This is a genomic window from Methylomonas koyamae, assembly GCF_006483455.1.
GTDB lineage: Bacteria > Pseudomonadota > Gammaproteobacteria > Methylococcales > Methylomonadaceae > Methylomonas > Methylomonas koyamae_B.
In genome coordinates, this window is sequence record NZ_PPPU01000052.1 from 1 (window position 1) to 23,611 (window position 23,611).

The window sequence follows — 23,611 nt, forward strand, 5'->3', positions numbered from 1 at the left end:
TAAATTGACGTGGTCTGTATCGATAATTTCTAACAGAAATCGATCGCTACACATACCCACACAAATTATTTCGATTCAGCTTGTTAAAGAGCCAGAGCATTTCACCCTGTTGAGCCGACATATTCTACAGCAATAAGAAGTCATGTCAACCACTTTTTTCGGCGACTTTCGATTCAAACCCTCCAAATCAAAAGCCACCAATTTACCAACCCCAAAACAACAGAGCCAGCAAAGCCAGCAAAGCCAGCAAAGCCAGCAAAGCCAGCAAAGCCAGCAAAGCCACCACCAAACCAGGATCCAACTTTCAATCCCAAAACCGTCAGCAGTGAAGAGCCGCTCATTCTAACCACACATCTCCACTCTGTCAACACATCAAATTCACTCTCGCGAATTTTCAGCGTTCTCTTGAGATTTTCTTGACCGAGGATGCGCGCTGTCGTAAATCTTTGCCAGATGCTGGAAATCCAAATGCGTGTATATTTGAGTCGTTGCAACGCTGCTGTGCCCGAGCAACTCCTGAACAGCCCGAATATCCTGACTTGACTCTAAAAGATGACTAGCAAAAGAATGCCGCAGCATATGCGGATGAACATGCTCTTCCAAACCTATTTTTTTACCCCACCGACTCAACCGTAGCTGAACGCTACGCTGGGTTAGCCTTCGCCCTGAAAATGATATAAACAGCGACGACTCAGTACAATCCGGGCGAACATTTAGCCAGCGATTGACCGCGACAATGGCTTTGGAACCTATCGGAACCTGCCTTTGCTTACCGCCTTTGCCGAAACGCACCAACAAAAACCCCGCCGCAAAGTCGACATCGGACAGATCCAACTTCACCAATTCGCTTAGCCTAAGCCCTGATGAGTAAAATAGTTCGAACATAGCAAGATCCCGTATTTCATACACGGAATCAGCCACTGCATCCAACATTCCCGACATCTGATCGACATCCAACACCTTAGGCAATCTTTTTGGAGCCTTGGGCGCCCGAATATGCAAAACGGGATTGGCCGCAACGTGTTTTCCTCTGAGCAAAAATCGGTAAAAGCTACGCAACGCAGCCAAATCTCGGCCGATGGTTTTGCTGCTGATTCGATCCTTATGCCTAGCCGAGACATATTGGCGCACTTCGCCCGGCTGCACATCAGCCCAATTCCCGATTTCTTTAGAACAACAAAAATTGGTAAACCGCGCCAAATCGCGCAGGTAATTGACAGCAGTATGCTCCGAAACCCTCTTTTCTTCGCGCAGATACCGTAAGAACAAGTCTACTAAGCTATGCGCAGCAGCATCCACAGCACTAACCCAGCTGCTGCAACAACGAAATCAACCGCGTCCCAATAATCTCGCTCATCTGAGTCAAAAATACGCTTCCCATACTGTAATGAAACCGACTTTCGTCGCGGCTACCAATAGCCAATAGACCTTCGAGCTGGGTAAACACCATTGGGATAATCGCACACGACTTGACTTCCATGGCCGCATCACCGAACAAAAAAGTCGCTTGAGCCAACGTCGGACGCCCGCATTTGGGCTGATTGGTCGCCAGTTCGTTGGCAAAATGTTTCAAGTTCGGTTCATCCGCCGTAACAAACAAATTACTGATTGGCGAATAGACGCCACCCCTAATAATTTTGATTCCGACAAAATCCGTCAGAAAACATTCTGACAACACATCGCTCAAGTTCGCAATCGCATCCTCCAGAGAATTCGCTTCCAACATAGCCAGTGTCAACTCATGCATGCGATTAAACGACGCATCATTTTCCCTGGCTATATCTATCAACGCATTCAGCTGACTTTCCTGCTCTTGATGCTTGAACCGGAAGATTTCCAACTGCTTGGATATCAAGGAGATTGCGTTGCCACTGGGATGTGGGATATGCATTTGCTCCAACAAGTCCAGATGGTGATGAAAGAAATCCGGATGACGCCGCAAGTAGTCGACCACCAAAGCATCCGTGATATCCGCGCGCCGCTCGTCAATCATATGCTTATTCGCCCCTCAAATACCGTAACTGCCGGCCCGGTCATGAACACCGGATACCCCCTGCCCGACCAATTGATCCGCAACTCTCCGCCAGGCAAACGCACAGTCACCTGGCTATCCAACAGGCCGAGTTCTATACCGGCCACCGCCGCAGCACAGGCACCGCTGCCACAAGCCAACGTTTCCGCAGCACCTCGCTCATAGACCCGCAAGCGAACATATGATCGATCTACGATCTGCATAAAACCGATATTAGCCCGTTGCGGAAAAAATTCGTGGCGCTCTAACCGCGGCCCCAATTGCGCTACAGGCGCTCGCTCAACATCATCTACAATCAGCACCGCATGCGGATTACCCATGGAAACCGCGGCAAATTCGATGCATTCGTCGTCGAGCACTAACGAATAAATCGGTAGTTGTTTTGGTGCGATTAGCGGTATCTGTTCCGGTTCATGCCGCGGCACCCCCATATTAACCCGGACCAAACCGTAAGTATCGAACCCCAACACCAATTGACCGGCATCGGTATCCACGACAATTTCCGCTTTGTCGGACAATGCTTTTTCCCGCACGAAACGGGCAAAACACCTTGCCCCGTTGCCGCACTGAGACACTTCACTGCCATCGGCGTTAAAAATGCGATATTTAAAATCGGCATTTGCGCTGACAGGCTTCTCGACTAACAATACTTGGTCGCATCCGACCCCGAAATGCCGGTCAGAGAGAAAACGAACTTGACCGGCACTCAGATCGATCTGCTGTGAAACGGCATCAATGACGATAAAATCATTACCTAAGCCGTGCATTTTGGTAAAACGAATCTCCATAACCGTCCTATGGCAACAAGCGTTCGCCAATCCATAATTGCTCAACACCCTCCCGTTCACGGACCAGATGGCAGTCACTACCGTCAACGATCACCTCGGCCGCACGAGGCCGGGAATTGTAGTTGGAACTCATCGAAAACCCGTACGCTCCTGCGGAGCGGACCGCCAACAAATCGCCCGGAGCCAGCGTCAACACACGGCCTTTACCCAAGAAATCACCGGTCTCGCAAACAGGGCCGACAATGTCCCATTCCAATTCTTGCCCGGAATTGACCGACCGAGCCGGCACGATATCCTGCCATGCACTGTAAAGTGCCGGCCTGAGCAAGTCATTCATTGCCGCATCAACTATCGCAAAATTTTTATTAGGGGTTGGCTTTAGGTACTCGACTTTGGTCAGCAAAATACCGGCATTGCCAACAATCGCCCTGCCAGGTTCCAACAAAATCTCGAAATCTAATTTGCCCAAACGCTGCAGCAATGCATCGACGTATTCCGCCGGCGCCGGGGGCGTTTCGTCGCGATAGCGAATGCCTAAACCACCGCCTAAATCCAAATGATGTAGCTTGATTCCTTCCGCAGCAAGCAAATCCACCAGCGCCAGCACCCTATCCAATGCATCCAGAAACGGATTGAGCCCTGTCAGTTGAGACCCTATATGGCAATCGATCCCGACCACTTGAATATTCGGCATAGCCGCCGCGCGCCGGTATTCGTGGATAGCACTATCGATGTCGATACCGAATTTATTCTCCTTCAAGCCGGTAGAGATGTAAGGATGGGTTTTGGCATCGACATCGGGGTTCACTCGGAACGATACCGGCGCCAAAACACCAAGTTGCCCGGCTAACTCGTTGATCCGATCGAGCTCACCGCTGACTTCAACGTTAAAACAACGGATGCCGACTTGCAAAGCCGCCAAAATTTCGTCCGCGCGCTTGCCTACCCCAGAAAATACGATGTCGCCGGGACGCCCTCCAGCCGCCAATACTCTCTGCATTTCGCCGAACGAAACAATATCGAATCCCGAACCCAAGCGGGCCAACAAATTGAGTAGCGCAATGTTTGAGTTGGCCTTCACGGCGTAACAAATTAAATGCCGATGCGAGCCGAAAGCCCGATCAAAGGCTTGCCATTGTTGTTCCAACGCGGCACGCGAATAAATGTAGCAAGGTGTGCCGTATTGGGCGGCAATGCTTTCAACAGCAACATTTTCGGCAAACAAAGCCTGTTGCCGATAGTTAAAAAAATCCATGTTTATTTTTCTTGTTTGGGAACGTAAATCGGCGGCTGACTATCGGGCATATACAACGGCCCGGTCTGACCACAAGCCTGCAAAAGCAGACACCATAAAATTAAAGCAAGCAGTCTTTCAGTCGCCATAAGCAAACGAGATGGTTTAGATTGATCGATCGAATATACCATAGCCAGCCCCCCGAAAGAACGAGAGTCCCGCCAATCTGGGACTCACCATGAAAAAGGGGGCTGAAGCCCCCTTTCTACGATAGCATCTCCGCGACAAACGCAATTACTTTGCGCTCAACGATTCCTTGACGATCTTAGGCGTTATGAAAACCAGCAACTCCTTCTTGTTATCGGTTTTTATGCTCTTTTTGAACATCCACCCAATTACCGGAAGATCAGACACCCATGGCACTGTATTATACGAATCCTGCACAGTAGACTCGTAAATACCGCCCAGAACAACTGTTTCGCCGTCCTCGACCTGCACCTTGGTTTTCAACTGCCGCGTATCGATCGGTACGGTGGCGTTGCCTCCGGTCGCCAATGGCGTACCCGGCGAGTCTTTTTTGATATCCAGCTGCATAATCACGCTGCCGCTAGGGGTAATTTGCGGAGTTACGTTCAACTCCAACACTGCATCGACCAACTGCGTGACCGGTCCGGTTGCTTGACTTTGGGTTTGATAAGGAATTTGCACCCCTTGTTTGATCGAAGCTTGAACCCGGTCGCTGGTCATGACCCGAGGATTGGATACCAACTCACCCTTGCCGTCGTCCTGCAGCGCATTGATCTCCAAATTCAACAAATAGTCAGCGCCCCGAGCCAAGGTCAACGCCAGAGCACCGCCGCTGGACGCCGCCAACGCCGAACCTAAATCCGCCAGAATTTGCGAATTTTCACTGGTATCCACACCGCTGCCGGTCATACCGTATTGCGTTCCACCGTTGACATCGGCCTTGTGGGCAACACCGAATTTGGTACCCAGATTTTGGGCAAAGGAAGTATCTGCGATCACGATGCGCGACTCGATCAACACTTGCCGCACCGGTACGTCCAATAATTTGATCATTTTACGGACGTCTTCCATCGCTTTCGCAGTATCTTTGACAATCAACGTATTGGTCCGGGCATCCACGATCGCGGTGCCACGGGGCGACAGCAATCGCATACTGGTCGCCCCTCCTAATCCGCCGGCTTGACCCGCGCCGCCCAAACCTGCCGGACTGGCAACAGAACCACCGCCACCACCACAACCACCGCCGCCACTGGCACCGCCCGCTCCCGACTGTCCGCCTTGTGAGTTGTTGCCGATACCCATCAGCACACCGCAAATTTCGGAAGCCTTGGCGTAATTGATCTGGACGTTTTCAGTTTTCAACGGCTCCAGCTCTTCGAAAATCTTCTTCGAATCCAATTCTTCCTGCTCGATTTTCATGATCTCGGCTACCGGCGCCACCATCACCACGTTGCCATTTTGGCGCTTCGCCAAGCCTTTGGCCTTCAAAATCAGCTCCAAAGCCTGATCCCACGGCACGTCATTCAACCGTAGAGTAACGTTCCCGGCCACAGAATCGGCAGCGATGATATTCAGCTCGGTAAAATCGGCCAGAATCTGGAGCACCGAACGAACCTCGATATCCTGAAAATTCAAAGACAGTTTGTTGCCGACATAGGGAAACTTTTCCTTTTGTTGCGCTTCCTTTTCCGCCGGCGTTAACGGTCTGAACTCCACCGTCAACAAGTTATCGGCTTGATACGAGGAATATTCGTAATTGCCGTTGTTCGGCGTTATCGTAACGTTAACGCTGTCACCTTTCGGAACCGCCTCGATTCTTTGCACTGGCGTGGCAAAATCCGATACATCAAAGCTCTTGACCAATGACTCCGGCAAACGGGTATTCAAAAAATTCAACACCACTTTACCGCCGCTCTGCTTGGTGTCCACCACGGTGTTGGCCGCCGACAAACCCAACAGCAAGCGCCCTTCTCCATTCGCCCCCCGCCTAAAATCAATGCTCCTGATATTTTGCTCGGGCAAAAACTTGCTGATCACCGAATTCTTCGCCGCAGAAGGCGCTTGCTGCACTGTCGTGTTGACAGCAGAAACCGTACCGGCCGACTTCAGGAGCACGTAAAACTTATCGCCCTCAACTCGAGTCTCGTAGGGCACTTTCTCGATCAGGTTAATAATGACCCGGGTACGACCGGAAGCTTCCACTACATATACGGTGCCGGCGGCACCTTGATTGATCGGAAAACTTTTTTTCGCCAAATTACTCTTGACGCCAGCGAAATCTAACGCAATTCTCGACGGGTTATCGGTTTGAAATATTTTCGGCTCGACCAATCCGCCACTGGTTTCCAACTGGATTTGGACTTGATTGCCGGCTAACGACGAGAACTCGAGGTTATTGATCGCCGCATCTTCGGCTCGCACCGGCATCCCGGCCAGCAACAACACCAAAAACAGAAACCATCGTTGACTCGAAAACCGTCCCAAGCCAATCCGTACGCCATTATTAAGTTCGATACTCATTATTTTATAACCCTTTATCATCGGCCATCGCTAACGCGGACTCTTGTTCGCGCCAAGTGCCAGGTTTGTCCGGAACGATCTCCATCAGCTCTATTTTGTCGTCGAGGATACGCAAAATTTTGCCGTAGTTTTGCCCCATATGATTCCCAACTTGAACCCGGTGTATGGTCCCGTCATTCGCTCTGATCAGTCCCCAGAACCCCTTCTCGTTGCGCAACGTTCCCACCATGCGTAAAGTATCTAGCGGATAAGCCTCCAGCTCTTCTTTGCGGCGTTCGGTATCGGGATGAATACCGCTCACCCCGGAAACATCGACACTGCTGTCGTCATTCGCTCTCTCGATCTGCCGGAACGGATCGCGCAAACCGTCCGGTTTAAAAATAAACGACTCGACCACTTTTATTTCAGGCAAAGGCTCTATCGGCGCCTTGGGCCGAGATTTGACTTCCTGAACATATTTATTCAAATCGCTGACGTCGTCGCCACCGCAACCGCTAAGAACCAACAAGAACGCCAAGCATGCCGGAGTCGAGACGACTCTGCACTCAATCCCCATCACTGTCCTCTCCGTTTTTTTGCCGCCGCACCGGCTTGCCCGGATTCGCTTTCGTTGTAGGTTTTGATGATGGCCGCCATGGTCATCCCGTCTTTACCTTCTTTACCTAGCGGGGTAATTTGCACATCGTGTACCGTAACGATACGCGGTAAGGACGCCAATCCGCTGACAAATAAACCCAGTTCCTCATATTTGCCGACAACCTGAATGTTGATCGGCAATTCCGAATAGAACTCCCGATTGACCTCCGCGCCGGGTTGGAACAACTTGAATTCCAAGCCGCTGGCTAGCCCGGTCTGGGAAATGTCGACCAGCAAACTGGCCACTTCCGCTTTGGTCGGCATCTGCTTCAACATGTCGCCCAGCGACGCCTCGATCTGTTCGAGTTGATCCCGGTAATCCTGCAAATTAATGGCTTTCTTCTGTTTGACTTCGAATGCGCTCTTCAAACTGGCCTCTTGTTTTTCCAACGCCTCCAACTCATCCAACTGCGGGATCGTGACCAAGTACACGCCGGCAGCGGCGGTCAGAAGCGAAAAAATGACAATGACGATAATTTTTAGCGGTGTCGGCCAACTACCCGCAGCATTGACGTCCCAATTGACTTCCGACAAATTCATTTTGCGGCCCCTCCTGGAACGTTATCGGCTTTCTTTCCCTGCTTTGCCGTCAACGTAAAGTCGTTCATGGTTCCGCTTTTCTTACCCTCGCCCCGAATCACTGTGAGCACGGCGCCGTTCAGCCACAAAGAATTGTCTATTGCCCGCATATAAGCCGACACCCTGGCATTGGATTCCGCCTTACCGTCCAACGTTATCAGAGCCCCCGCTTGAACGAATTTAGTTATATAAACGCCTTCAGGCGTAGTTTTAGAAAGCTCTTCAAACAGATGCACCACTTCCGGACGACTTTCCTGCAGTTTTTGAATGACTTCGATCTTGGTCAACAATCGGCTTTTCTTGTCTTCGATATCTTTTATTTCCTGAATTCTCTTGTCGAGAATGGCAATCTCGTTTTGCAGCATTGTGTTACGCAAGGTCTGGTATTCCTTCAAACCTTCGATGTATAAATAGACAACCACCAAAATAAATGCGGTGGCCACTATTCCCGCGCCAATACCGGCAACAAATTCCTGTTGCCGCCTTTTCCTAAGCTCCTCGCGCCAAGGCAGTAAATTAATTCTGGCCATTAGTCGAAACTCCTTAACGCCAAGCCGCAAGCAATCATCATCGCCGGCGTATCGTTACTGAGACTTTGCGGCTTGACCCGATTGGACAGCGCCATATTGATAAACGGATTGGCTATATAAGAAGGTATGCCCAAATCGCGCTCGACTAATTTGTCCAACCCCGCGATAGACGCGCAACCGCCCGCCAGAATCAATGCGTCGACGCCACGGTTGGCGCTTGAAGACACGAAAAATTGCAGTGATCTAGCAATTTGCTGCAACATGGCTTTTTTGAAAGGCTCCAGTACGTCGGCCGCGTAGTTGTCCGGCAAACCGCCATGCTTCTTGGCCAACCCCGCCTCTTCGTAGGAAAGTCCGTAACGGCGTTGAATTTCCTCGGTCAATTGTTTGCCTCCGAAACCCTGTTCACGGGTGTAAACCGTCTTTCCGGCATGCAATATATTCAACGACGTCATCGTCGCGCCGATATCGGCGATCGCGACAGTCATACCGCCAATCCCTTCGGGCAGTTGGTCAATCAACAGCGAAAAAGCATTTTCCATGGCAAATGCCTCGACATCGACCACCACCGTTTTCAAGCCGGCATAAGCCAGTGCTGCAACGCGGTCTTCGATATTTTCCCGCCGGGACGCCGCAAGCAGCACATCCACCATATCCGGGTTGCTTTTCGTTACCCCTTGCACCTCGAAATCCAAATTCACCTCGTCAAGCGAATAAGGAATGTACTGGTCCGCTTCGACCATGATCTGTTCTTCCATCTCGGCATCGGTCAGCGAAGCCGGCATCGATATGATCTTCGTCATTACCGACGAGCCGGCAACAGCGACACTGGCATGCTTGGCCTTGGTAGCCGATTGCTTGACCGCTGCCTTGATCGCTCCGCCAATTTGCTCGACATTAGTGATATTCTTGTCAACGATGGCGTCCTGGGGTAGCGGCACTACGGCGTAACTCTCGACTTTATATCGCGCACCTGCCCGACTTAGCTCCAACAACTTGACCGCCGCCGTACTGATATCCACTCCCAATACAGCCGACGGATTCCTGCTGAACCAGCTCATGAACAAACCCTTTTTGAATCATAAAAGACTAAACTTAGCTCGCACAGCGCAACCGAGGCCCGCAGAAGCTCTACGGTCCAAGTATAGATGGTTTTTTTATTTTCATCCTGTTAGATGAACCACTTTATAAGTAACTTTAGCTTATCGACCCCATGTACAGGAATTTCCTGAACCGATTCTTGTAAATCTTCTAACGCATTCGTACTGCTGTGCCGATTAAAAAAGCTCCAAAATCAGGCTCTTTGCTGAAGTCGCTGATCAAGTGGCTGGCGTTGTGCGTTTTAGCGTTTTGCACCACTTTTGCCGTGGCGAGTTATTTTTTCTTTGCCGAACTCGACAAAGAACTGCCGGATATCGAGCAGTTACAAAACGTGCAATACCAAATGCCTTTCAGCATTTATAGCCAAGATCGCTTGTTGATTGGCCAATTCGGCGAAAAGCATCGAATGCCAGTGAGCATCGACCAAGTCCCCCCGCAACAAATTAACGCCTTTATCGCGGCAGAGGACGACCGGTTTTTTACCCATATCGGCATCGACCCCACCGGTCTGGCCAGAGCGGCTACTCAGCTCGTATTGACAGGCAAAAAGCGCCAGGGCGGTAGTACCATCACAATGCAAGTCGCGCGTAACTTTTTGCTAAGCAACGAAAAAACCTATTTGCGCAAATTGAAGGAAATCCTCCTGGCCTTAAAAATCGAGCGCCGCTATTCGAAGGATCAGATTCTCGAGCTTTATCTGAATAAAATTTACATGGGGCAACGGGCTTACGGTTTAGCCGCGTCCGCACAAACCTATTACGGCAAGAACCTCTCCGAATTGAGCCTGCCGCAGCAAGCAATGATCGCCGGCCTACCCAAGGCTCCGTCCATCTACAACCCGATCACCAATCCCGAGCGCGCGCTGCAACGGCGCAATTACGTGTTACGGCGCATGTTGGAGTTAAAACATATCGACGAAAACACCTACCGCTCGGCGCTGAACACTGCGGACGACGCCGCATTGCAGCCGGTCAATATCGAATTCCAAGCACCTTACGTAGCCGAAATGGCCCGCCAGGAAATCATGGCGCAATTCGGCGATGCCGCCTACACACTGGGCCTTAAGGTATACACCACGGTGCCGAGCGAGTTTCAGCGAGCTGCCGATCGCGCCCTTCAGGAAGCCGTACACGAATACGACGAACGCCACGGATATCGTGGCCCATTGACCAAAAACGCCTCCGGAGACGGCGCTATCTTGACCGATACCGTTATCGGCGACTGCCGCCAAGCACAAATTGTTGGACTTACCGAGTCAGGCATCACCGCGACAATTCACGGCGGCGACAGGATTCAAATCGACCGCAGCAACATCGAGTGGATCAAGCGCAGCGGGGCTAACCGAACCAACCTACATAGCGGAGATGTGATTTGGGTCAGACGACTCAATAGCGGCGATTGGGCATTGACCCAAGTACCGGAAGTGGAGGGGGCTTTAACTGCGCTTAACCCAAACAATGGCGCCATATTGGCGCTCTCGGGCGGCTTCGATTTCTACCACAGCAAATACAACCGCGCCACGCAATCTAAGCGACAGCCGGGCTCTGGATTTAAACCTATTATCTACACCGCGGCTTTTGAGAAAGGCTTTACGCCGGCCAGCATTATTAACGATGCACCGATTGTGATCGAAGATCCTTCGCAAGAAAACGACTGGCGACCGGAAAACTATAACCGGCGCTATTTGGGGCCGACACCGCTGCGGGTAGCGCTCCGGGAGTCGATAAACCTGGTGTCGATCCGCTTACTGCAGGAAATCGGCGTTGCGCAAGCCATAGACACGGCAAGACGTTTCGGCTTCGACAAAGAACAATTGCCGACCACGCTATCGCTCGCCCTGGGGAGCGGCTATGCATCGCCGTTAAGGATGGCCACCGCCTACGCCGTGTTTGCCAACGGCGGCTTTCTGGTAACGCCTTATTTGATCGAGCGAATCGAAAACAATGACGGCACAGTGTTATTCCAAGCCCAACCGCCAATGGCGTGCGCCGATTGCAAGGAACTGAACCCACCTCAAGAAACATCAGCGCCACGTGCGATTTCAGCAAAGACCAATTTCTTAATTAACAGCTTGCTACGCGATGTCGTGCAACGCGGCACAGCGACCCAAGCCAAACAACTGGGCCGAAACGACCTCGCCGGAAAAACCGGCACCACCAACGAACAGCGGGACGCCTGGTTTAATGGTTTCGCCACGGGAATTGTCGCGTCGACCTGGATCGGATATGACAACTCCCTACCATTAGGCCACGGCGAAACCGGCGGCAAAGTTGCATTACCGATGTGGATTAAATTCATCAAAGCTGTGCAACACCATTTTCCGGAAAAACCGGAAACTCCGCCCGCCGGAATTGTGCAAGCCTATATCAACCCGCGCGACGGACTTTTGCTAGAGCCAAACGAAAAAGGCGGGATTTGGGAATATTTCGCAGAAGAAACCGCACCGAAAACCATGTCGGCGCCGATTCAACCGGAAGAAAGCTTCGAAGGGGAATTTAACGAAGAAAGCTTGTTTTGACACTGGCCGACACTCAAAGCCGCCAAAGGCTTGGCGGCCGAGCGCAGGCCGGAAAGACGTTTATTTTCCGAATTTTTTGCGGAATTTATCCACGCGACCTGAGGTGTCGACCACGCGTTGCTTACCGGTAAAAAACGGGTGGCATGAAGAGCATACCTCAATGTGCAAATCGGAAGCCAAAACGGAACCGGTTTGGAAAGTATTGCCGCAACCGCATGTCACGGTTATTTGTTTATATTGTGGATGAATTTCTGGTTTCATAGCGCTCACATACCCTTTTCGGGAGACATACTTGATAGAGAACTGCTTATGATACGATTTAGCAACCAGAACCGCAAGCCAAAGCAGTATTCAGATGAATTAATTTCGCCGGCCAAACGACGCAGAGCGCGCCAACATGATCGCCAGGACGATTGCCGGTACGCCGATAACGGTGGAATACATGAAAAAAACGGCATAACCGAACTGCGCGACCAAGTCGCCAGAAACACCCCCAATCAACTTCGCCGGCAATGTCATCAACGAACTAAACAGCGCATACTGCGTTGCAGTGTAAGCCGAATTCGTCAAACTGGATAAATACGCAATAAAAGCGGCCGAAGCGATGCCGCCGCTCAAATTGTCCGCACTGATCACGCCTGCCAACAGCACGATATCGGGCTGCACCAAAGCCAAAGCTGCAAACAGCAAATTAGTCGCCGCAACAATCACAGCCCCGAATAATAATGGCCGCATAATACCGAAGCGAACCACCAACACCCCGCCTATCGACGTACCCACAATCGTCATGAAAAAACCGAATACCTTGGTGACGTCAGCGATATCTTTTTTGCTGAACCCCAATTCCAAATAGAACGGATTCGCCATGACCCCCATCGCAATATCGCTCATTTTATAGACAGCGATCAGCAGCAAAATCCGCGCGCCATTTTTGCCGTTGCGCTGGAAAAACTCGACAAACGGACTGACAACCGCATCGGAAAACCAACGTAGCAAACTAGCCGACAAGCTGCGTACCCCTGACACGCCAAGCGCAACTTCCACACTTTGCTCGAGCCGCTCCACCCGCTCGTCAACCAGCCGGGCCGGTTCCCGCGCCAGCAACGTCGCAACCATGCCCACCGACATCGTCAACGCCATCCCCTGATATGCCGCAGACCAACTCTGATATTCCGCAATGTAGAGCACCCCAGCCCCAGCGAGCAATAGCGACAGACGGTAACCAAATACGTACATCGCCGCCATCGCCCCCTGAATCTCCGGAGCTACAATCTCAATCCGATAGGCGTCGATTGCAACGTCCTGAGTAGCGGAGCAGAATGCCACCCAAATCGCCAACCAAGCCATTTTCGCCAGCTCCTGATGAACATCCAAGCCGCCCATCCCAAACAAACCCAACGCTATGCCGATTTGAGCGCCGAATATCCACCCCCGCCGCTTACCCAACCACCGGCAAAACAACGGTAACGGCAATCGGTCGACCACAGGCGCCCACAACACCTTTACCGAATATGCAACACCAACCAAACTGAAATAGCCGATTACGGCCAGAGAAACATCGGCGTCAGCCAGCCAGGCCGACAAAGTAGAGGACGTCAAAGAGAACGGAAGGCCGGCCGAAAAGCCCAGCCAAATCATACCCAGCACGCGCGGCTGGGTATAGATAGAGAAAGCGCTGCGCCAACTGCTTACAGTTTCCGCCATACGCTTTCTCTAACAACGCACTTTAGGTAGGACCTAAAATCAACCGTTGATCAAATAATGCGTCACGATACTGGCCGCATAACCAGCCGCGATAACCGGCGTCCATTTCAAGTGACTAAAGAACGTATATTTGTGATTGGATTGCCCCATCAACGCCACACCCGCGGCCGAACCGACCGAGAACAAAGATCCGCCGACGCCGGCGGTCAAGGTGACCAGCAACCATTGGTACAAATCCATATCCAGATTCATGTTCAACACTGCAAACATTACCGGGATGTTATCGACTACCGCAGAAATGATACCGACCAGAATGTTGGCCGTTGTTTGGCCCAAACCGTCATACATGGCCGCAGACAACAATTCCAGATAACCGATATAACCCAAACCGCCGACAGCAAATACCACGCCGAAAAAGAACAACAAGGTATCCCATTCCGCTTCTTTGACCCGATCGAACACATCGACTCGAGAACCGTCTTCCGCCGGGAAGCGCACTTTCAAGTAATAGCTAAACAACATCAAAATCGATAAGCCGGCCATCATTCCCATGAACGGCGGCAAGTGCAAAAATTGCTTAAAGCTGACCGCCAAGCCAATGGTTACAGCGAACAAACCGCAGACCACCCAGCCACCTGGCTTCAATTCTACCGCCGCTTCGTTGGTGGCTTGCGGCTGACCGTTTGGAATCGCTTGCGACATGAAAAATGCAGGGACAACAAAGTTGACTACCGACGGAATAAACAATTTAAAGAAATCAAAGAATTCGGCATACCCGGCTTGCCACACCATCAGCGTCGTGATATCGCCGAACGGGCAAAACGCACCGCCGGCATTTGCCGCGATAACCAGATTGACGAAACCGACAGAAACGAACTTTTCGTTATCCGCACCCACCGCCATCACCACAGCGCCGACCAATAAAGCCGAAGTCAGGTTGTCAGCGACGGAAGATAAGAAAAAGGTGATGACGCCCGTGATCCAAAACAACTGCTTGTAACCGAATTGCTTCCGAATCAACCAGGAGCGCAACGCCTCGAACACATTACGTTCCGCCATGGTGTTGATATAAGTCATCGCCACCAGCAAAAACAGCATCAGCTCAGCATATTCTTTCAAATCGTGCTCGAAAGCTTTATGCAGTTCCTCGCCCGAAACTCCGGCCTCGCTAGCCAGAACGGCCACATGCGCCCAAATCACTGCCGCGGCAAAAATCACCGGTTTAGACTTGCGCAGATGTGTGAACTCTTCGGCCATGACAAAGCCGTAAGCCACCAAAAAGATTAGAACGGTGTATATCCCCCGCTCGGTTCCGGTCAGGCCGAGGTTGTGAAACTCTTCGGCCATGGCCATTTGCGGCACAAACAACAGCCCGGCCAAAATCAACAATAAGCGCAACAAGGTAGCCCCCTTTATCCTCTATGTTTTAGTCGTTATTAAAAGCAAAAAAACTAACCGGGCATGTTATCACCATACAATATTCTTTGTCATTTAATCCCGGCCGTTATATTATTCAGATACCTAGCAAAATAGTCAGTAAACCACGCATCATCGCTAAATGTATCAATATAACCAGAAAGATCAAACACTTATTGAAGAACGCGTTAGAGAGTTTCGCGACCAGACCCAACGCTTTCTGAACGGGGACCTGGAAGCCGACCAATTCAGAGCACTACGCCTGATGAACGGTCTCTACGTGCAAACCCATGCACCGATGCTGAGGGTCGCAGTCCCTTACGGACTACTTTCCTCGAAACAATTGCGCAAGCTGGCATCGGTGGCCCGCGATTACGACCGCGGATACTGCCACTTCACAACCCGGCAGAACGTCCAATATAACTGGCCAGCCTTGGAACGGGTCCCAGACCTGCTCGCCGAATTGGCCACAGTGCAGATGCACGCCATTCAAACCAGCGGCAATTGCCTACGAAACACCACATCGGACCATTTGGCCGGCATTTGCAAAGACGAAATCGAAGACCCGCGGCCGTACTGCGAAATTATCAGACAGTGGACCACTCTGCACCCCGAATTTGCCTTCCTACCACGCAAGTTCAAAATCGCGGTCAGCGGCGCAACTCATGATCGAGCAGCAGTCCAATTGCATGATATCGGTGTCTACTTGGTCAAAAACAGCGCAGGTGAAACCGGATTTCAAATTTTGGTAGGCGGCGGCCTGGGCCGAACCCCGATCATTGGCCAAACCATTCGCCCTTATCTGGAAAAGCGGCACCTGCTGTCCTATCTGGAAGCTATTTTACGGATATATAATCTGTTCGGCCGCCGTGATAACAAGTACAAAGCCAGGATCAAGATTCTGGTTAAGGAAACCGGCCTGGAAAAATTCAAGGCCATGGTCGAGCAGGAGTGGGAACGCATCCGCGACAGCATGTTACTGAGCGAGGAACGAATCGCCGAACTTAAAGCCCACTTCGCCCCGCCCGCTTACGAAACCATCGCAAGCCCCGACCCGAATTTTGCCAACACCCTTGCCGTTAACAGCGACTTCGCCAAATGGGCTAAATACAACACAGTCGAACACAAAATCGACGGCTACCAAGGCGTTTACATCTCTTTGAAAGCCCCCGAATCCCCGCCAGGCGACATTACCGCCGAACAACTGGAGGCCGTGGCCGATTTGGCTGACCAATATAGCTTCGGCGAAGTCCGAAGTAGCCATCGGCAAAACCTCGTGCTCGCCGACGTCAAACAAAGCGACTTATTTGCGCTCTGGCAAAAACTGGACGCACTCAAGCTGGCCACACCCAATATCGGCACAGTAACCGACATTATTTGCTGCCCCGGCCTGGACTTTTGTTCTCTGGCCAACGCCAGCTCGATCAGCGTTGCCAAAGAACTGAATTCCAAACTCGACGACATTGATTACATTCACGACATCGGCGACATCAAAATTAACATGTCCGGCTGCATGAACGGTTGCGCACACCAAAGCGTCGGCCATATCGGCATCCTCGGCGTCGACAAGCACGGCGAAGAGTGGTACCAAATCACACTCGGCGGCTCATCCGAAAACGAAGCCGCGATTGGCGAACGCCTGGGACCGGCAGTTGCCAAAAGCGATATCACCACGGCCGTTACCGACATCCTCGACGTTTATGTTCAGCAACGCTTAGAAGACGAAGCCTTCTTACAAACCGTAAAGCGCGTCGGCCTGGAGCCGTTTAGGGAAAGAGTTTATGCAAATCATTAAAGACCAACAGTTAATCAACAACACCTGGACTTTTATCGAAGACGCCGCCCCGCTTCCCAGCGGAGACATTACGGTCAGCCTGCAACGCTGGCTCAGCGAGAAAGCCCAGCTCCTTGAACGTAACAGCAAAGTTGGCATCCGGGTAGCTCCCGGCGAACAACTGGACGCTTTGAACTCGGACCTGGATAAAATCGATTTGATCGAACTGAACTTTCCGATCTTCGGCGACGGCCGCTTGTTTTCCGTGGCCCGCTTACTACGCAGCAGGGACGGGTACCAAGGCGAGCTCCGCGCGGTGGGTCAATACCTTCCCGACCAAGTATTCTACTTGTCCAGAGTCGGCATCAACGCCTTTGATTTAAGCAGCCAAAACGACGCTGATTTGGTTTTGGCGGCCATGAATCAATTTTCAGTGCGTTATCAATCGTCGACCAATTGAACTTCGCGCTCAGCTAACAAAAAGCCACCTGACCTGAAACAAAAAACCCCGACTGGCGAAAGCTACTCGGGGTTTTATTTTGGCCAAAGACGCCGGAATCGCAGCGATTCCGGCGAACGACTTTATCAAACCGAACACTTAACGACGCATGATGCTAATGCCTTTCAGCAAGTTCAACGCCTCATGCAGAGGATAATCGCGCATATCAGCCTCGGACAAGTCAGCCCCGTCCCCATCTTTCTCCGGCGCATCTTTGGCGTCATCACCGTCTTCTTCATCAACCTTCTTCTCAGGTTTAGCATTACCGTTGGTCAAATGATGCGTTAAATCCGCTTCTTTGACGGTATCCAGCTTCGCTTTATCCATTGCCGCCAGCTTGACTCTGGCCAACGTCACATCCGGCTCGATACCTTCGGCCTGAATAGACCGACCTGAAGGCGTAAAATAGCGCGCCGTAGTCAACTTGACCGCCGCACCGTTACTGGTCGGCAAAATGGTTTGCACCGAGCCTTTGCCGAACGACTTCTCACCCATGATGATGGCCCGCTTGTGGTCCTGCAATGCGCCGGCCACAATTTCGGATGCCGAAGCCGAACCGCCATTGATCAGCACCACGATAGGCGCACCGTTTATCACATCGCCTGAAGTGGCATTAAAACGCATTTCCGAATTTTTGATCCGTCCCTCGGTATAAACGATCAACCCGGAATCGATAAAGGCATCACTAACATCCACCGCCGCATTTAAAACGCCCCCCGGATTGTTGCGCAAATCCAAAACGATACCTTTCAGCGGGCCTTCGTTCTCCTTTTTCAACTCATCAATTGCATCCAATAGACCTTGACCAGTGCCGGACTGAAAACTACTGATCCGCAAATACCCGTAATTCTTTTCCAAAATCCTGTTCTTGACGCTTTTGACTTTGATAATGTCGCGAGTCAACGCGAACTTCAACGGCGCCTCTTCCCCTTCGCGAATCACTGTCAGCACAATCTCGCTGCCTGGCTCGCCGCGCATGATTTTCACCGCATCGGCCAGCGTCATACCTTTCACCGGCTTATCGTCGAGACGAACGATCAAGTCTCCAGCTTTAATTCCGGCCCGTTGCGCCGGCGTATCGTCTATAGGAGAAACCACTTTAACAAACCCGTTTTCCATGCCGACTTCTATACCCAAACCACCGAATTGACCCGTGGTGCCTTCTTGCAGCTCCTTATACTCTTCGCTGGCAAGATACGCCGAATGCGGGTCCAAACCGGACAGCATGCCCCGAATCGCATCTTCCAAAAGTTTCTTGTCGGAAACGGGTTCTACATAATCCTGCTTGATGCGACCGAAAATCTCGGTGAAGGTCCGCAGCTCGTCAAACGGCAAGGCCTGCAGCTCATCGCTTTTCACCGAAGCCGGCGACTCTTTTTCGGCAAAGACGCTACCACACAAACTAAGCGCCACGCCCAAAATAAATCCGACCAGCAAGATTAATATGTTTCTGTTTTTTAACATTTGAATTCGAACTCCAACAACCTGTTTCCTAAAAATAATTAACCTTTGCCCGGTTTACGGCACCATTGCTCCGGATCGACCGGCCGTCCGTTTTTTCGGATGCCAAAATACAAGGCGGCATCGACTCTGCCACCGCTTCGACCTACCGAGGCCAAAACCTCGCCGGCCCTAACGTGATCGCCAACCCCTTTATGTAAACTTTGGCTGAACGCGTACAAGCTCATAAAGCCTCTACCGTGATCGACAATAATCATCAATCCGTAACCTCGCAGCCAATCAGCATAGACTACCTTGCCGCCCGTCACCGCACGCACGTCAGCCCCTTCCCTGGCACTGATAACGACGCCGTCCCAAGTGGTTTCGTAGCGCCGACTGCCAAACCGCTCCGTCACCGCCCCTTGCACCGGCCAAGGCAATTGGCCGCGCAACTCTGCAAACGGCTGGCTTGCTGATACGCCAACCGGAGGAGTAGCCGGCATTTGCTTGGAAACTACCCGCGGCGGGCTCGTGCTTGGTTCGGACTTGTGCGGCTCAGGTGAAGACTCGTCCTCGGCATTATCATCAGTTTTCTGCAAAGACGCCACCAAGGACTGCAATTTTTTCTCGTCAGCCACCAAGCGCTGCAGTTGGTCGGCCTTGGCTGAATAATCGCTTTCAATCCTGGCTAACAAGGCTTCGCGTTGACCCTTTAACGCCAGCATTGCATCCGACTCTTGCTGCTTCTTTACCAAAGCAGCTTGAAGCAATTGAGACTCGCTGTCCTTTTGCGCCTCCAACTGCCGAAGCTCGTTGAAGGCCTCGCCAAACGCGTTGAGTTTTTCCACTCGCGCCTTACTGATATAGTCGAAGTAAATCGCCATGCGACTTGACACTGCCGGATCGCGTTGGTTCAGAATCACTTTCCAGCCCTCCTTATCGCCGCCCATGGCGTAGATCGCCTTGAGCAACCCTTCGAGTTCCTGCTGTTGTTCGTGCATACTGCGTTGCGCCGCAGCGCTCTTGCCGCGCACTTCCTGCAGCACTGACTCCTGTTGCCTGATTTCGGCTTTCAATGCACGCAGGCTATTTGCCAATTCGCCATATTGCATCTCCAGCTTTTGCAACTGCTCCACTGCCCGATTTTTTTCGGCTTGCAAGTCACGAACGTCGCCACCGATCTGTTGAATTTTCGACTGGACGTCGGCCAAGGTTTTGTCGTTTGCGGGAGCGGCCGACAATGTCTGACTTACCCCCCCCAACCCGGCGAAAACCAGGCAACCGACTACCCTCGCCAGCGCCATCGGTGGGTATTTGGCAATTCTTATACTCCCGAGCCGACACGACAATTCGCTGTTTTTCGACCCTGAAAACCTGTTGGTAACGAGCGGCGTACGGGGAAGCCGGTTTGCCATCGGATTAAGGACTCCAAGCACTAATGGTTATAAAATCAGATCTCGGCGACAGCCATTGCCGCACAATTACGCCGGCTCAATTCTCGGGTATTGAACAATAAGGCCTACTCTGTTAGATTTGCTGGCCTCGTATTGCTCGCTAAGTTGGCGGCTTGGCCGCTGCATATCTAAGCAAGGCATTATACCAGCACCACCAGCCGCCAAATCCGAAAAATGCCACAGGCCGCCTAGCGACCAATTTTGCCAAGCTATATCGTAATTAAATGGAAGATCAAGACGATAGTATTCAATATGACGACAGCGATATCAGCCGCGCCGCGCGCTGCCTGAAAGCCATGTCCCACCCTTTACGACTGAAAATCCTCTGCGTATTGGGCAGCAACTCGATCAGCGTTCAAGACATTGTGGAACAGGTCGGAACCAGTCAGAGCAATATTTCGCAACATTTGGCGATATTGCGGGACAAAGGCATTCTTGATTATAAAAAGGAAGCCAACCGCGTTTATTACTTTATCGACGACGAACGCGTTATTCATCTGATTCAAATGATGCGCAGCATTTTTTGCGGCGCTTAAACAGCAATAACCAACAATATGAATGCACCAATAGAACAATATATCGAATTCGCCACCAACCATTATTTACTGGTATTTGCACTGGTCTGCGTCATTTTCTTGCTAATTCAGGATTTGCTTGCCAATTCTTTTAATAAGTACGAAAACATTTCGCCGCTAATTGCCGTCACCAAAATGAACAGTGACGACGTCGTCGTTCTGGACGTCAGGGAATTGCACGAATTCAGCAAAAGCCACATCGAAAATGCTTTGAATATTCCGCTAGGCAAAATCGATGAACAACTCACGGCCCTGGAGAAACACAAAAAGCATCCGCTGATCGTGACTTGCCAAACCGGGGCTCGCTCGGCCGCTGCCTGCAAAACCCTGACTAAGTCAGGATTCGAACAGGTCTATAACATGATTGGCGGCATGCAATCATGGGAAGACAACAAACTGCCGATCAAACTGGGCAAAATCAAAGATTAACCAACCAACCCCAAACCACGACCATGGCCGAAAACAACGCATCCAGCGAAAAACAATTCATCATTCAAAAGATCTATACCAAAGACATTTCTTTTGAAACCCCAAATTCACCCAAAATCTTTACCCAAAAATGGGAGCCGGCGCTGGATCTGAACCTCGGCACCAATGTGTTACCGATCGAAAACTCGATGTTCGAAGTCTCGCTCACATTGACCGTAACCGTCAAAGTCGGCGAAAGCACCGCTTATCTGGTAGAAGTCAACCAGTCCGGAGTATTTCTGATCGCCGGCTTTAACGAACAGGAAATGGGGCCAATGCTGGGTAGCTTTTGCCCGAACATTCTGTTCCCCTACGCCCGCGAGGTCATTTCCGACCTAGTCAGCAAAGGCGGATTCCCGCAACTGGTCCTGGCTCCGGTTAATTTCGACGCCCTGTATATGCAACATTTACAACAGGCACAACAAGCCCCGCAAAACGCCGAAGCCAAAACTTTAAACTAAGACAGGATGCCGCCATCAATCAGCATCCTGGGTGCCGGATCATGGGGGACCGCCCTGGCTATCCAAGCAGCCAGAAATGGCTGCACCACCTCGCTATGGGGACATAATCCGCAACATATCGCTGCGCTGCAACAAGCCGGCGAAAACAGCCGCTACCTGCCCGGCGCCCAGTTGCCTGCCAATCTCGAGCTCACCGCCGACATCAGCAAAGCCGTAAGTTACAGCCAGGTACTTTTGATTTCGGTCCCCAGCCATGCCTTCCGGGATACTTTGATTCGCATCAAACCCTTTTTGGCGGAAAAACCTATGGTCGCTTGGGCCACCAAAGGCTTCGACGGGCTTGATGGCGCTCTGTTAAGCCAAGTCGTCGCCGAAACGCTGGGCGAAGATATCGAAACCGCCGCGCTGTCCGGGCCGACTTTCGCCGCCGAAGTCGCGGCAGACTTGCCCACAGCAGTGACCGTCGCCTCGACATCCGATGCCTTTTCGTCCCGACTCAGCGCCATGCTGCACAATCAACGCTTTCGAGTCTACACCAGCCACGACATTATTGGCGTCCAGGTCGGCGGCGCCTGCAAAAACGTATTAGCCATCGCCGCCGGAATCGCTGACGGCTTGGGTTTCGGCGCCAACACACGCGCAGCTTTAATCACCCGCGGCCTGACCGAAATCATGCGCCTCGGCATCCGTCTGGGCGGCCAAGCCGACACGTTTATGGGCTTGGCCGGCCTCGGCGACTTGATCCTGACCTGCACCGACGATCAATCCCGCAATCGCCGCTTCGGCCTGGCCCTTGGACGCGGCCAGGATCAGGCTCAAGCGTTGAAACAAATCAACCAGGAAGTGGAAGGCATCTCCGCTGCCCGCGAAACCTTCGGGTTATCGCAAAAATACGGCGTCGAAATGCCCATCACCTCGCAGGTTTACAAAGTACTCTTCGAGAACCTCCAACCCAAACAAGCCGTAGACAACTTGTTAAACCGGGATCAAAAACCCGAACAAGCCTGAATTCGCCCCGCCCCCATTCAAAGAGCAATCCGCCCTAAAAACCACGCCCTAACAAGCGCGAGTTTTTTCGGCGCCCTGAGTTCCTGCAAGCGCCGCTTCTCCCGTTTTGAACAAAATAACCTTATAAATTTAAGCATTAGCGTTCGTTAATTGCGATTTACATCAAAAATCGACATTAACTTTTTGATACCAATCAGTTTTACCCCCTCCCTCACCACCCATTCAAAGCCAACCCCCAACCAGACCTAAGTCATTGTAGAAAAAGAAAGAATTTAATCTAGCTGCCTCTTGACTAAGCCCATTTTGAAAACTATAGTGGTACAAAAGTGATGTAAAGTGGGCATAAATGGATTTTTTTGGCTTTTTGAGGGTTTGATTTGTTTCGAGGCATAAGTTCAATCAGTTTGGATGCGAAAGGGCGCGTTGCGATTCCTACCCGCTATCGGGAGGAGTTACAGGAGTGCTGCGACCGCCAACTGGTTGTGACCGTTGCAGTCGACGATAAATGCGTTGGTGAACCGGGCTGCCTCTGGCTGTACCCTTTACCCGAATGGGAAAAGCTGGAGCAAACCATCAGCCGCTTACCGACCTTGAACAAAATGGCCGGCAAGTTGCGGCGTTTTGTCATAGGCAACGCCTCGGAGTGCGAAATGGACGCCCAGGGCCGCCTGCTGTTGCCGGAAAAATTGCGCGAGTTCGCCGGCCTGGAAAAGCATATTGTGCTGGTCGGCCAACTGAACAAGTTCGAAGTCTGGAACGAAGACGCCTGGAAGGCCAAAGAACAGGAATGGATGGACGGTAACGACAGCGAGGGCCTTGAAGAACTTGGCTCTTTGTCGTTTTGACG

The 23,611-nt window shown here is 51.5% G+C and carries 24 protein-coding genes; 8 read left to right on the top strand and 16 right to left on the bottom strand.

Going from position 1 to position 23,611, the window contains the following annotated elements:
- Positions 1-173: 173 nt before the first annotated feature.
- From C2U68_RS21340 to C2U68_RS19065, 11 genes are all read right to left on the bottom strand, one after another.
- The gene (locus tag C2U68_RS21340; RefSeq protein WP_186289674.1) at positions 174-341 is read right to left on the bottom strand and encodes a hypothetical protein; all 168 of its coding nucleotides are present in this window, start codon (positions 339-341) and stop codon (positions 174-176) included.
- A 37-nt stretch (positions 342-378) separates the two neighbouring features.
- Positions 379-1,299, bottom strand: coding sequence for a tyrosine recombinase XerC (xerC, locus tag C2U68_RS19020; protein ID WP_140914052.1), 921 nt, complete (start codon positions 1,297-1,299; stop codon positions 379-381).
- A 4-nt stretch (positions 1,300-1,303) separates the two neighbouring features.
- Entirely contained in the window at positions 1,304-1,993 is a 690-nt protein-coding gene (locus tag C2U68_RS19025) for a DUF484 family protein (RefSeq protein ID WP_140914053.1), read from the bottom strand.
- Entirely contained in the window at positions 1,990-2,820 is an 831-nt protein-coding gene (gene dapF, locus C2U68_RS19030; RefSeq protein ID WP_140914054.1) for a diaminopimelate epimerase, read from the bottom strand. Before dapF ends, C2U68_RS19025 begins: the two co-directional genes overlap by 4 nt.
- 7 nt (positions 2,821-2,827) lie before the next feature.
- Entirely contained in the window at positions 2,828-4,075 is a 1,248-nt protein-coding gene (gene lysA / locus C2U68_RS19035) for a diaminopimelate decarboxylase (RefSeq protein ID WP_140914055.1), read from the bottom strand.
- A gap of 2 nt (positions 4,076-4,077) precedes the next feature.
- Positions 4,078-4,245, bottom strand: a complete 168-nt coding sequence (gene lptM / locus C2U68_RS21850) for an LPS translocon maturation chaperone LptM (protein ID WP_222101936.1) — start codon at positions 4,243-4,245, stop codon at positions 4,078-4,080.
- Between the two features lie 103 nt (positions 4,246-4,348).
- Positions 4,349-6,601 (bottom strand): type IV pilus secretin family protein, encoded by a 2,253-nt coding sequence (gene pilQ, locus C2U68_RS19045; RefSeq protein WP_140914056.1) that lies wholly within the window; start codon positions 6,599-6,601, stop codon positions 4,349-4,351.
- A 4-nt stretch (positions 6,602-6,605) separates the two neighbouring features.
- The gene (locus C2U68_RS19050; RefSeq protein ID WP_140914133.1) at positions 6,606-7,157 is read right to left on the bottom strand and encodes a pilus assembly protein PilP; all 552 of its coding nucleotides are present in this window, start codon (positions 7,155-7,157) and stop codon (positions 6,606-6,608) included.
- Positions 7,157-7,777 carry a type 4a pilus biogenesis protein PilO gene (locus C2U68_RS19055; RefSeq protein ID WP_140914057.1) on the bottom strand — a complete coding sequence of 207 codons (621 nt, stop codon included), beginning with the start codon at positions 7,775-7,777 and terminating at the stop codon, positions 7,157-7,159. Before C2U68_RS19055 ends, C2U68_RS19050 begins: the two co-directional genes overlap by 1 nt.
- Positions 7,774-8,346: a PilN domain-containing protein gene (locus C2U68_RS19060; RefSeq protein ID WP_140914058.1), complete on the bottom strand. Its 573-nt coding sequence runs from the start codon at positions 8,344-8,346 to the stop codon at positions 7,774-7,776. Before C2U68_RS19060 ends, C2U68_RS19055 begins: the two co-directional genes overlap by 4 nt.
- Complete coding sequence (locus C2U68_RS19065; RefSeq protein ID WP_140914059.1) at positions 8,346-9,407, bottom strand: pilus assembly protein PilM; 1,062 nt, start codon at positions 9,405-9,407, stop codon at positions 8,346-8,348. The genes C2U68_RS19060 and C2U68_RS19065 overlap by 1 nt, the downstream gene beginning before the upstream one ends.
- Before the next feature lie 242 nt (positions 9,408-9,649).
- On the opposite strand from C2U68_RS19065, the gene C2U68_RS19070 reads away from it, so the two are divergent.
- Complete coding sequence (locus tag C2U68_RS19070; RefSeq protein ID WP_260839406.1) at positions 9,650-11,965, top strand: penicillin-binding protein 1A; 2,316 nt, start codon at positions 9,650-9,652, stop codon at positions 11,963-11,965.
- A 60-nt stretch (positions 11,966-12,025) separates the two neighbouring features.
- On the opposite strand, the gene rpmE is transcribed toward C2U68_RS19070, so the two are convergent.
- From rpmE to nhaD, 3 genes are all read right to left on the bottom strand, one after another.
- Positions 12,026-12,226 (bottom strand): 50S ribosomal protein L31, encoded by a 201-nt coding sequence (gene rpmE / locus C2U68_RS19075; RefSeq protein ID WP_140914061.1) that lies wholly within the window; start codon positions 12,224-12,226, stop codon positions 12,026-12,028.
- Positions 12,227-12,325: 99 nt separating this feature from the next.
- Positions 12,326-13,669 carry an AmpG family muropeptide MFS transporter gene (locus C2U68_RS19080; protein ID WP_140914062.1) on the bottom strand — a complete coding sequence of 448 codons (1,344 nt, stop codon included), beginning with the start codon at positions 13,667-13,669 and terminating at the stop codon, positions 12,326-12,328.
- Between the two features lie 39 nt (positions 13,670-13,708).
- Complete coding sequence (nhaD, locus tag C2U68_RS19085) at positions 13,709-15,016, bottom strand: sodium:proton antiporter NhaD (protein ID WP_260839413.1); 1,308 nt, start codon at positions 15,014-15,016, stop codon at positions 13,709-13,711.
- A 211-nt stretch (positions 15,017-15,227) separates the two neighbouring features.
- Here nhaD and C2U68_RS19090 point away from each other — a divergent pair, with 211 nt between their 5' ends.
- Entirely contained in the window at positions 15,228-16,880 is a 1,653-nt protein-coding gene (locus C2U68_RS19090) for a nitrite/sulfite reductase (protein WP_140914064.1), read from the top strand.
- Positions 16,867-17,319, top strand: a complete 453-nt coding sequence (locus C2U68_RS19095; RefSeq protein ID WP_140914065.1) for a DUF934 domain-containing protein — start codon at positions 16,867-16,869, stop codon at positions 17,317-17,319. Before C2U68_RS19090 ends, C2U68_RS19095 begins: the two co-directional genes overlap by 14 nt.
- A 138-nt stretch (positions 17,320-17,457) precedes the next feature.
- On the opposite strand, the gene C2U68_RS19100 is transcribed toward C2U68_RS19095, so the two are convergent.
- Together C2U68_RS19100 and C2U68_RS19105 are read right to left on the bottom strand one after the other, a co-directional pair.
- A complete protein-coding gene (locus C2U68_RS19100) occupies positions 17,458-18,822 on the bottom strand; it encodes a S41 family peptidase (RefSeq protein WP_140914066.1) in 1,365 nt (454 codons plus the stop codon).
- Between the two features lie 38 nt (positions 18,823-18,860).
- Entirely contained in the window at positions 18,861-20,039 is a 1,179-nt protein-coding gene (locus C2U68_RS19105) for a murein hydrolase activator EnvC family protein (RefSeq protein ID WP_260839407.1), read from the bottom strand.
- A 437-nt stretch (positions 20,040-20,476) separates the two neighbouring features.
- Between C2U68_RS19105 and C2U68_RS19110 the strand changes: the two genes are divergently transcribed.
- The 5 genes from C2U68_RS19110 (at position 20,477) to mraZ (ending at position 23,609) form a co-directional block, all read left to right on the top strand.
- Positions 20,477-20,788, top strand: a complete 312-nt coding sequence (locus C2U68_RS19110; protein WP_140914068.1) for an ArsR/SmtB family transcription factor — start codon at positions 20,477-20,479, stop codon at positions 20,786-20,788.
- A gap of 18 nt (positions 20,789-20,806) precedes the next feature.
- A complete protein-coding gene (locus C2U68_RS19115) occupies positions 20,807-21,256 on the top strand; it encodes a rhodanese-like domain-containing protein (RefSeq protein WP_313901423.1) in 450 nt (149 codons plus the stop codon).
- Between the two features lie 23 nt (positions 21,257-21,279).
- The gene (gene secB / locus C2U68_RS19120; RefSeq protein WP_140914069.1) at positions 21,280-21,756 is read left to right on the top strand and encodes a protein-export chaperone SecB; all 477 of its coding nucleotides are present in this window, start codon (positions 21,280-21,282) and stop codon (positions 21,754-21,756) included.
- A 6-nt stretch (positions 21,757-21,762) separates the two neighbouring features.
- Positions 21,763-22,764: an NAD(P)H-dependent glycerol-3-phosphate dehydrogenase gene (locus C2U68_RS19125; protein WP_140914070.1), complete on the top strand. Its 1,002-nt coding sequence runs from the start codon at positions 21,763-21,765 to the stop codon at positions 22,762-22,764.
- A 377-nt stretch (positions 22,765-23,141) separates the two neighbouring features.
- The gene (mraZ, locus tag C2U68_RS19130) at positions 23,142-23,609 is read left to right on the top strand and encodes a division/cell wall cluster transcriptional repressor MraZ (protein WP_140914071.1); all 468 of its coding nucleotides are present in this window, start codon (positions 23,142-23,144) and stop codon (positions 23,607-23,609) included.
- The last annotated feature ends 2 nt before the right edge of the window (positions 23,610-23,611 follow it).

Bases quoted from the DNA above. Each gene is read 5' to 3' on its own strand.
- C2U68_RS21340 (WP_186289674.1), bottom strand. From the start codon at position 341: ATGAGCGGCTCTTCACTGCTGACGGTTTTGGGATTGAAAGTTGGATCC.
- C2U68_RS19025 (WP_140914053.1), bottom strand. From the start codon at position 1,993: ATGATTGACGAGCGGCGCGCGGATATCACGGATGCTTTGGTGGTCGAC.
- dapF (WP_140914054.1), bottom strand. From the start codon at position 2,820: ATGGAGATTCGTTTTACCAAAATGCACGGCTTAGGTAATGATTTTATC.
- lysA (WP_140914055.1), bottom strand. From the start codon at position 4,075: ATGGATTTTTTTAACTATCGGCAACAGGCTTTGTTTGCCGAAAATGTT.
- lptM (WP_222101936.1), bottom strand. From the start codon at position 4,245: ATGGTATATTCGATCGATCAATCTAAACCATCTCGTTTGCTTATGGCG.
- pilQ (WP_140914056.1), bottom strand. From the start codon at position 6,601: ATGAGTATCGAACTTAATAATGGCGTACGGATTGGCTTGGGACGGTTT.
- C2U68_RS19050 (WP_140914133.1), bottom strand. From the start codon at position 7,157: ATGGGGATTGAGTGCAGAGTCGTCTCGACTCCGGCATGCTTGGCGTTC.
- C2U68_RS19055 (WP_140914057.1), bottom strand. From the start codon at position 7,777: ATGAATTTGTCGGAAGTCAATTGGGACGTCAATGCTGCGGGTAGTTGG.
- C2U68_RS19060 (WP_140914058.1), bottom strand. From the start codon at position 8,346: ATGGCCAGAATTAATTTACTGCCTTGGCGCGAGGAGCTTAGGAAAAGG.
- C2U68_RS19065 (WP_140914059.1), bottom strand. From the start codon at position 9,407: ATGAGCTGGTTCAGCAGGAATCCGTCGGCTGTATTGGGAGTGGATATC.
- rpmE (WP_140914061.1), bottom strand. From the start codon at position 12,226: ATGAAACCAGAAATTCATCCACAATATAAACAAATAACCGTGACATGC.
- C2U68_RS19080 (WP_140914062.1), bottom strand. From the start codon at position 13,669: ATGGCGGAAACTGTAAGCAGTTGGCGCAGCGCTTTCTCTATCTATACC.
- nhaD (WP_260839413.1), bottom strand. From the start codon at position 15,016: ATGGCCGAAGAGTTTCACAACCTCGGCCTGACCGGAACCGAGCGGGGG.
- C2U68_RS19090 (WP_140914064.1), top strand. From the start codon at position 15,228: ATGTATCAATATAACCAGAAAGATCAAACACTTATTGAAGAACGCGTT.
- C2U68_RS19095 (WP_140914065.1), top strand. From the start codon at position 16,867: ATGCAAATCATTAAAGACCAACAGTTAATCAACAACACCTGGACTTTT.
- C2U68_RS19100 (WP_140914066.1), bottom strand. From the start codon at position 18,822: ATGTTAAAAAACAGAAACATATTAATCTTGCTGGTCGGATTTATTTTG.
- C2U68_RS19110 (WP_140914068.1), top strand. From the start codon at position 20,477: ATGGAAGATCAAGACGATAGTATTCAATATGACGACAGCGATATCAGC.
- C2U68_RS19115 (WP_313901423.1), top strand. From the start codon at position 20,807: ATGAATGCACCAATAGAACAATATATCGAATTCGCCACCAACCATTAT.
- secB (WP_140914069.1), top strand. From the start codon at position 21,280: ATGGCCGAAAACAACGCATCCAGCGAAAAACAATTCATCATTCAAAAG.
- C2U68_RS19125 (WP_140914070.1), top strand. From the start codon at position 21,763: ATGCCGCCATCAATCAGCATCCTGGGTGCCGGATCATGGGGGACCGCC.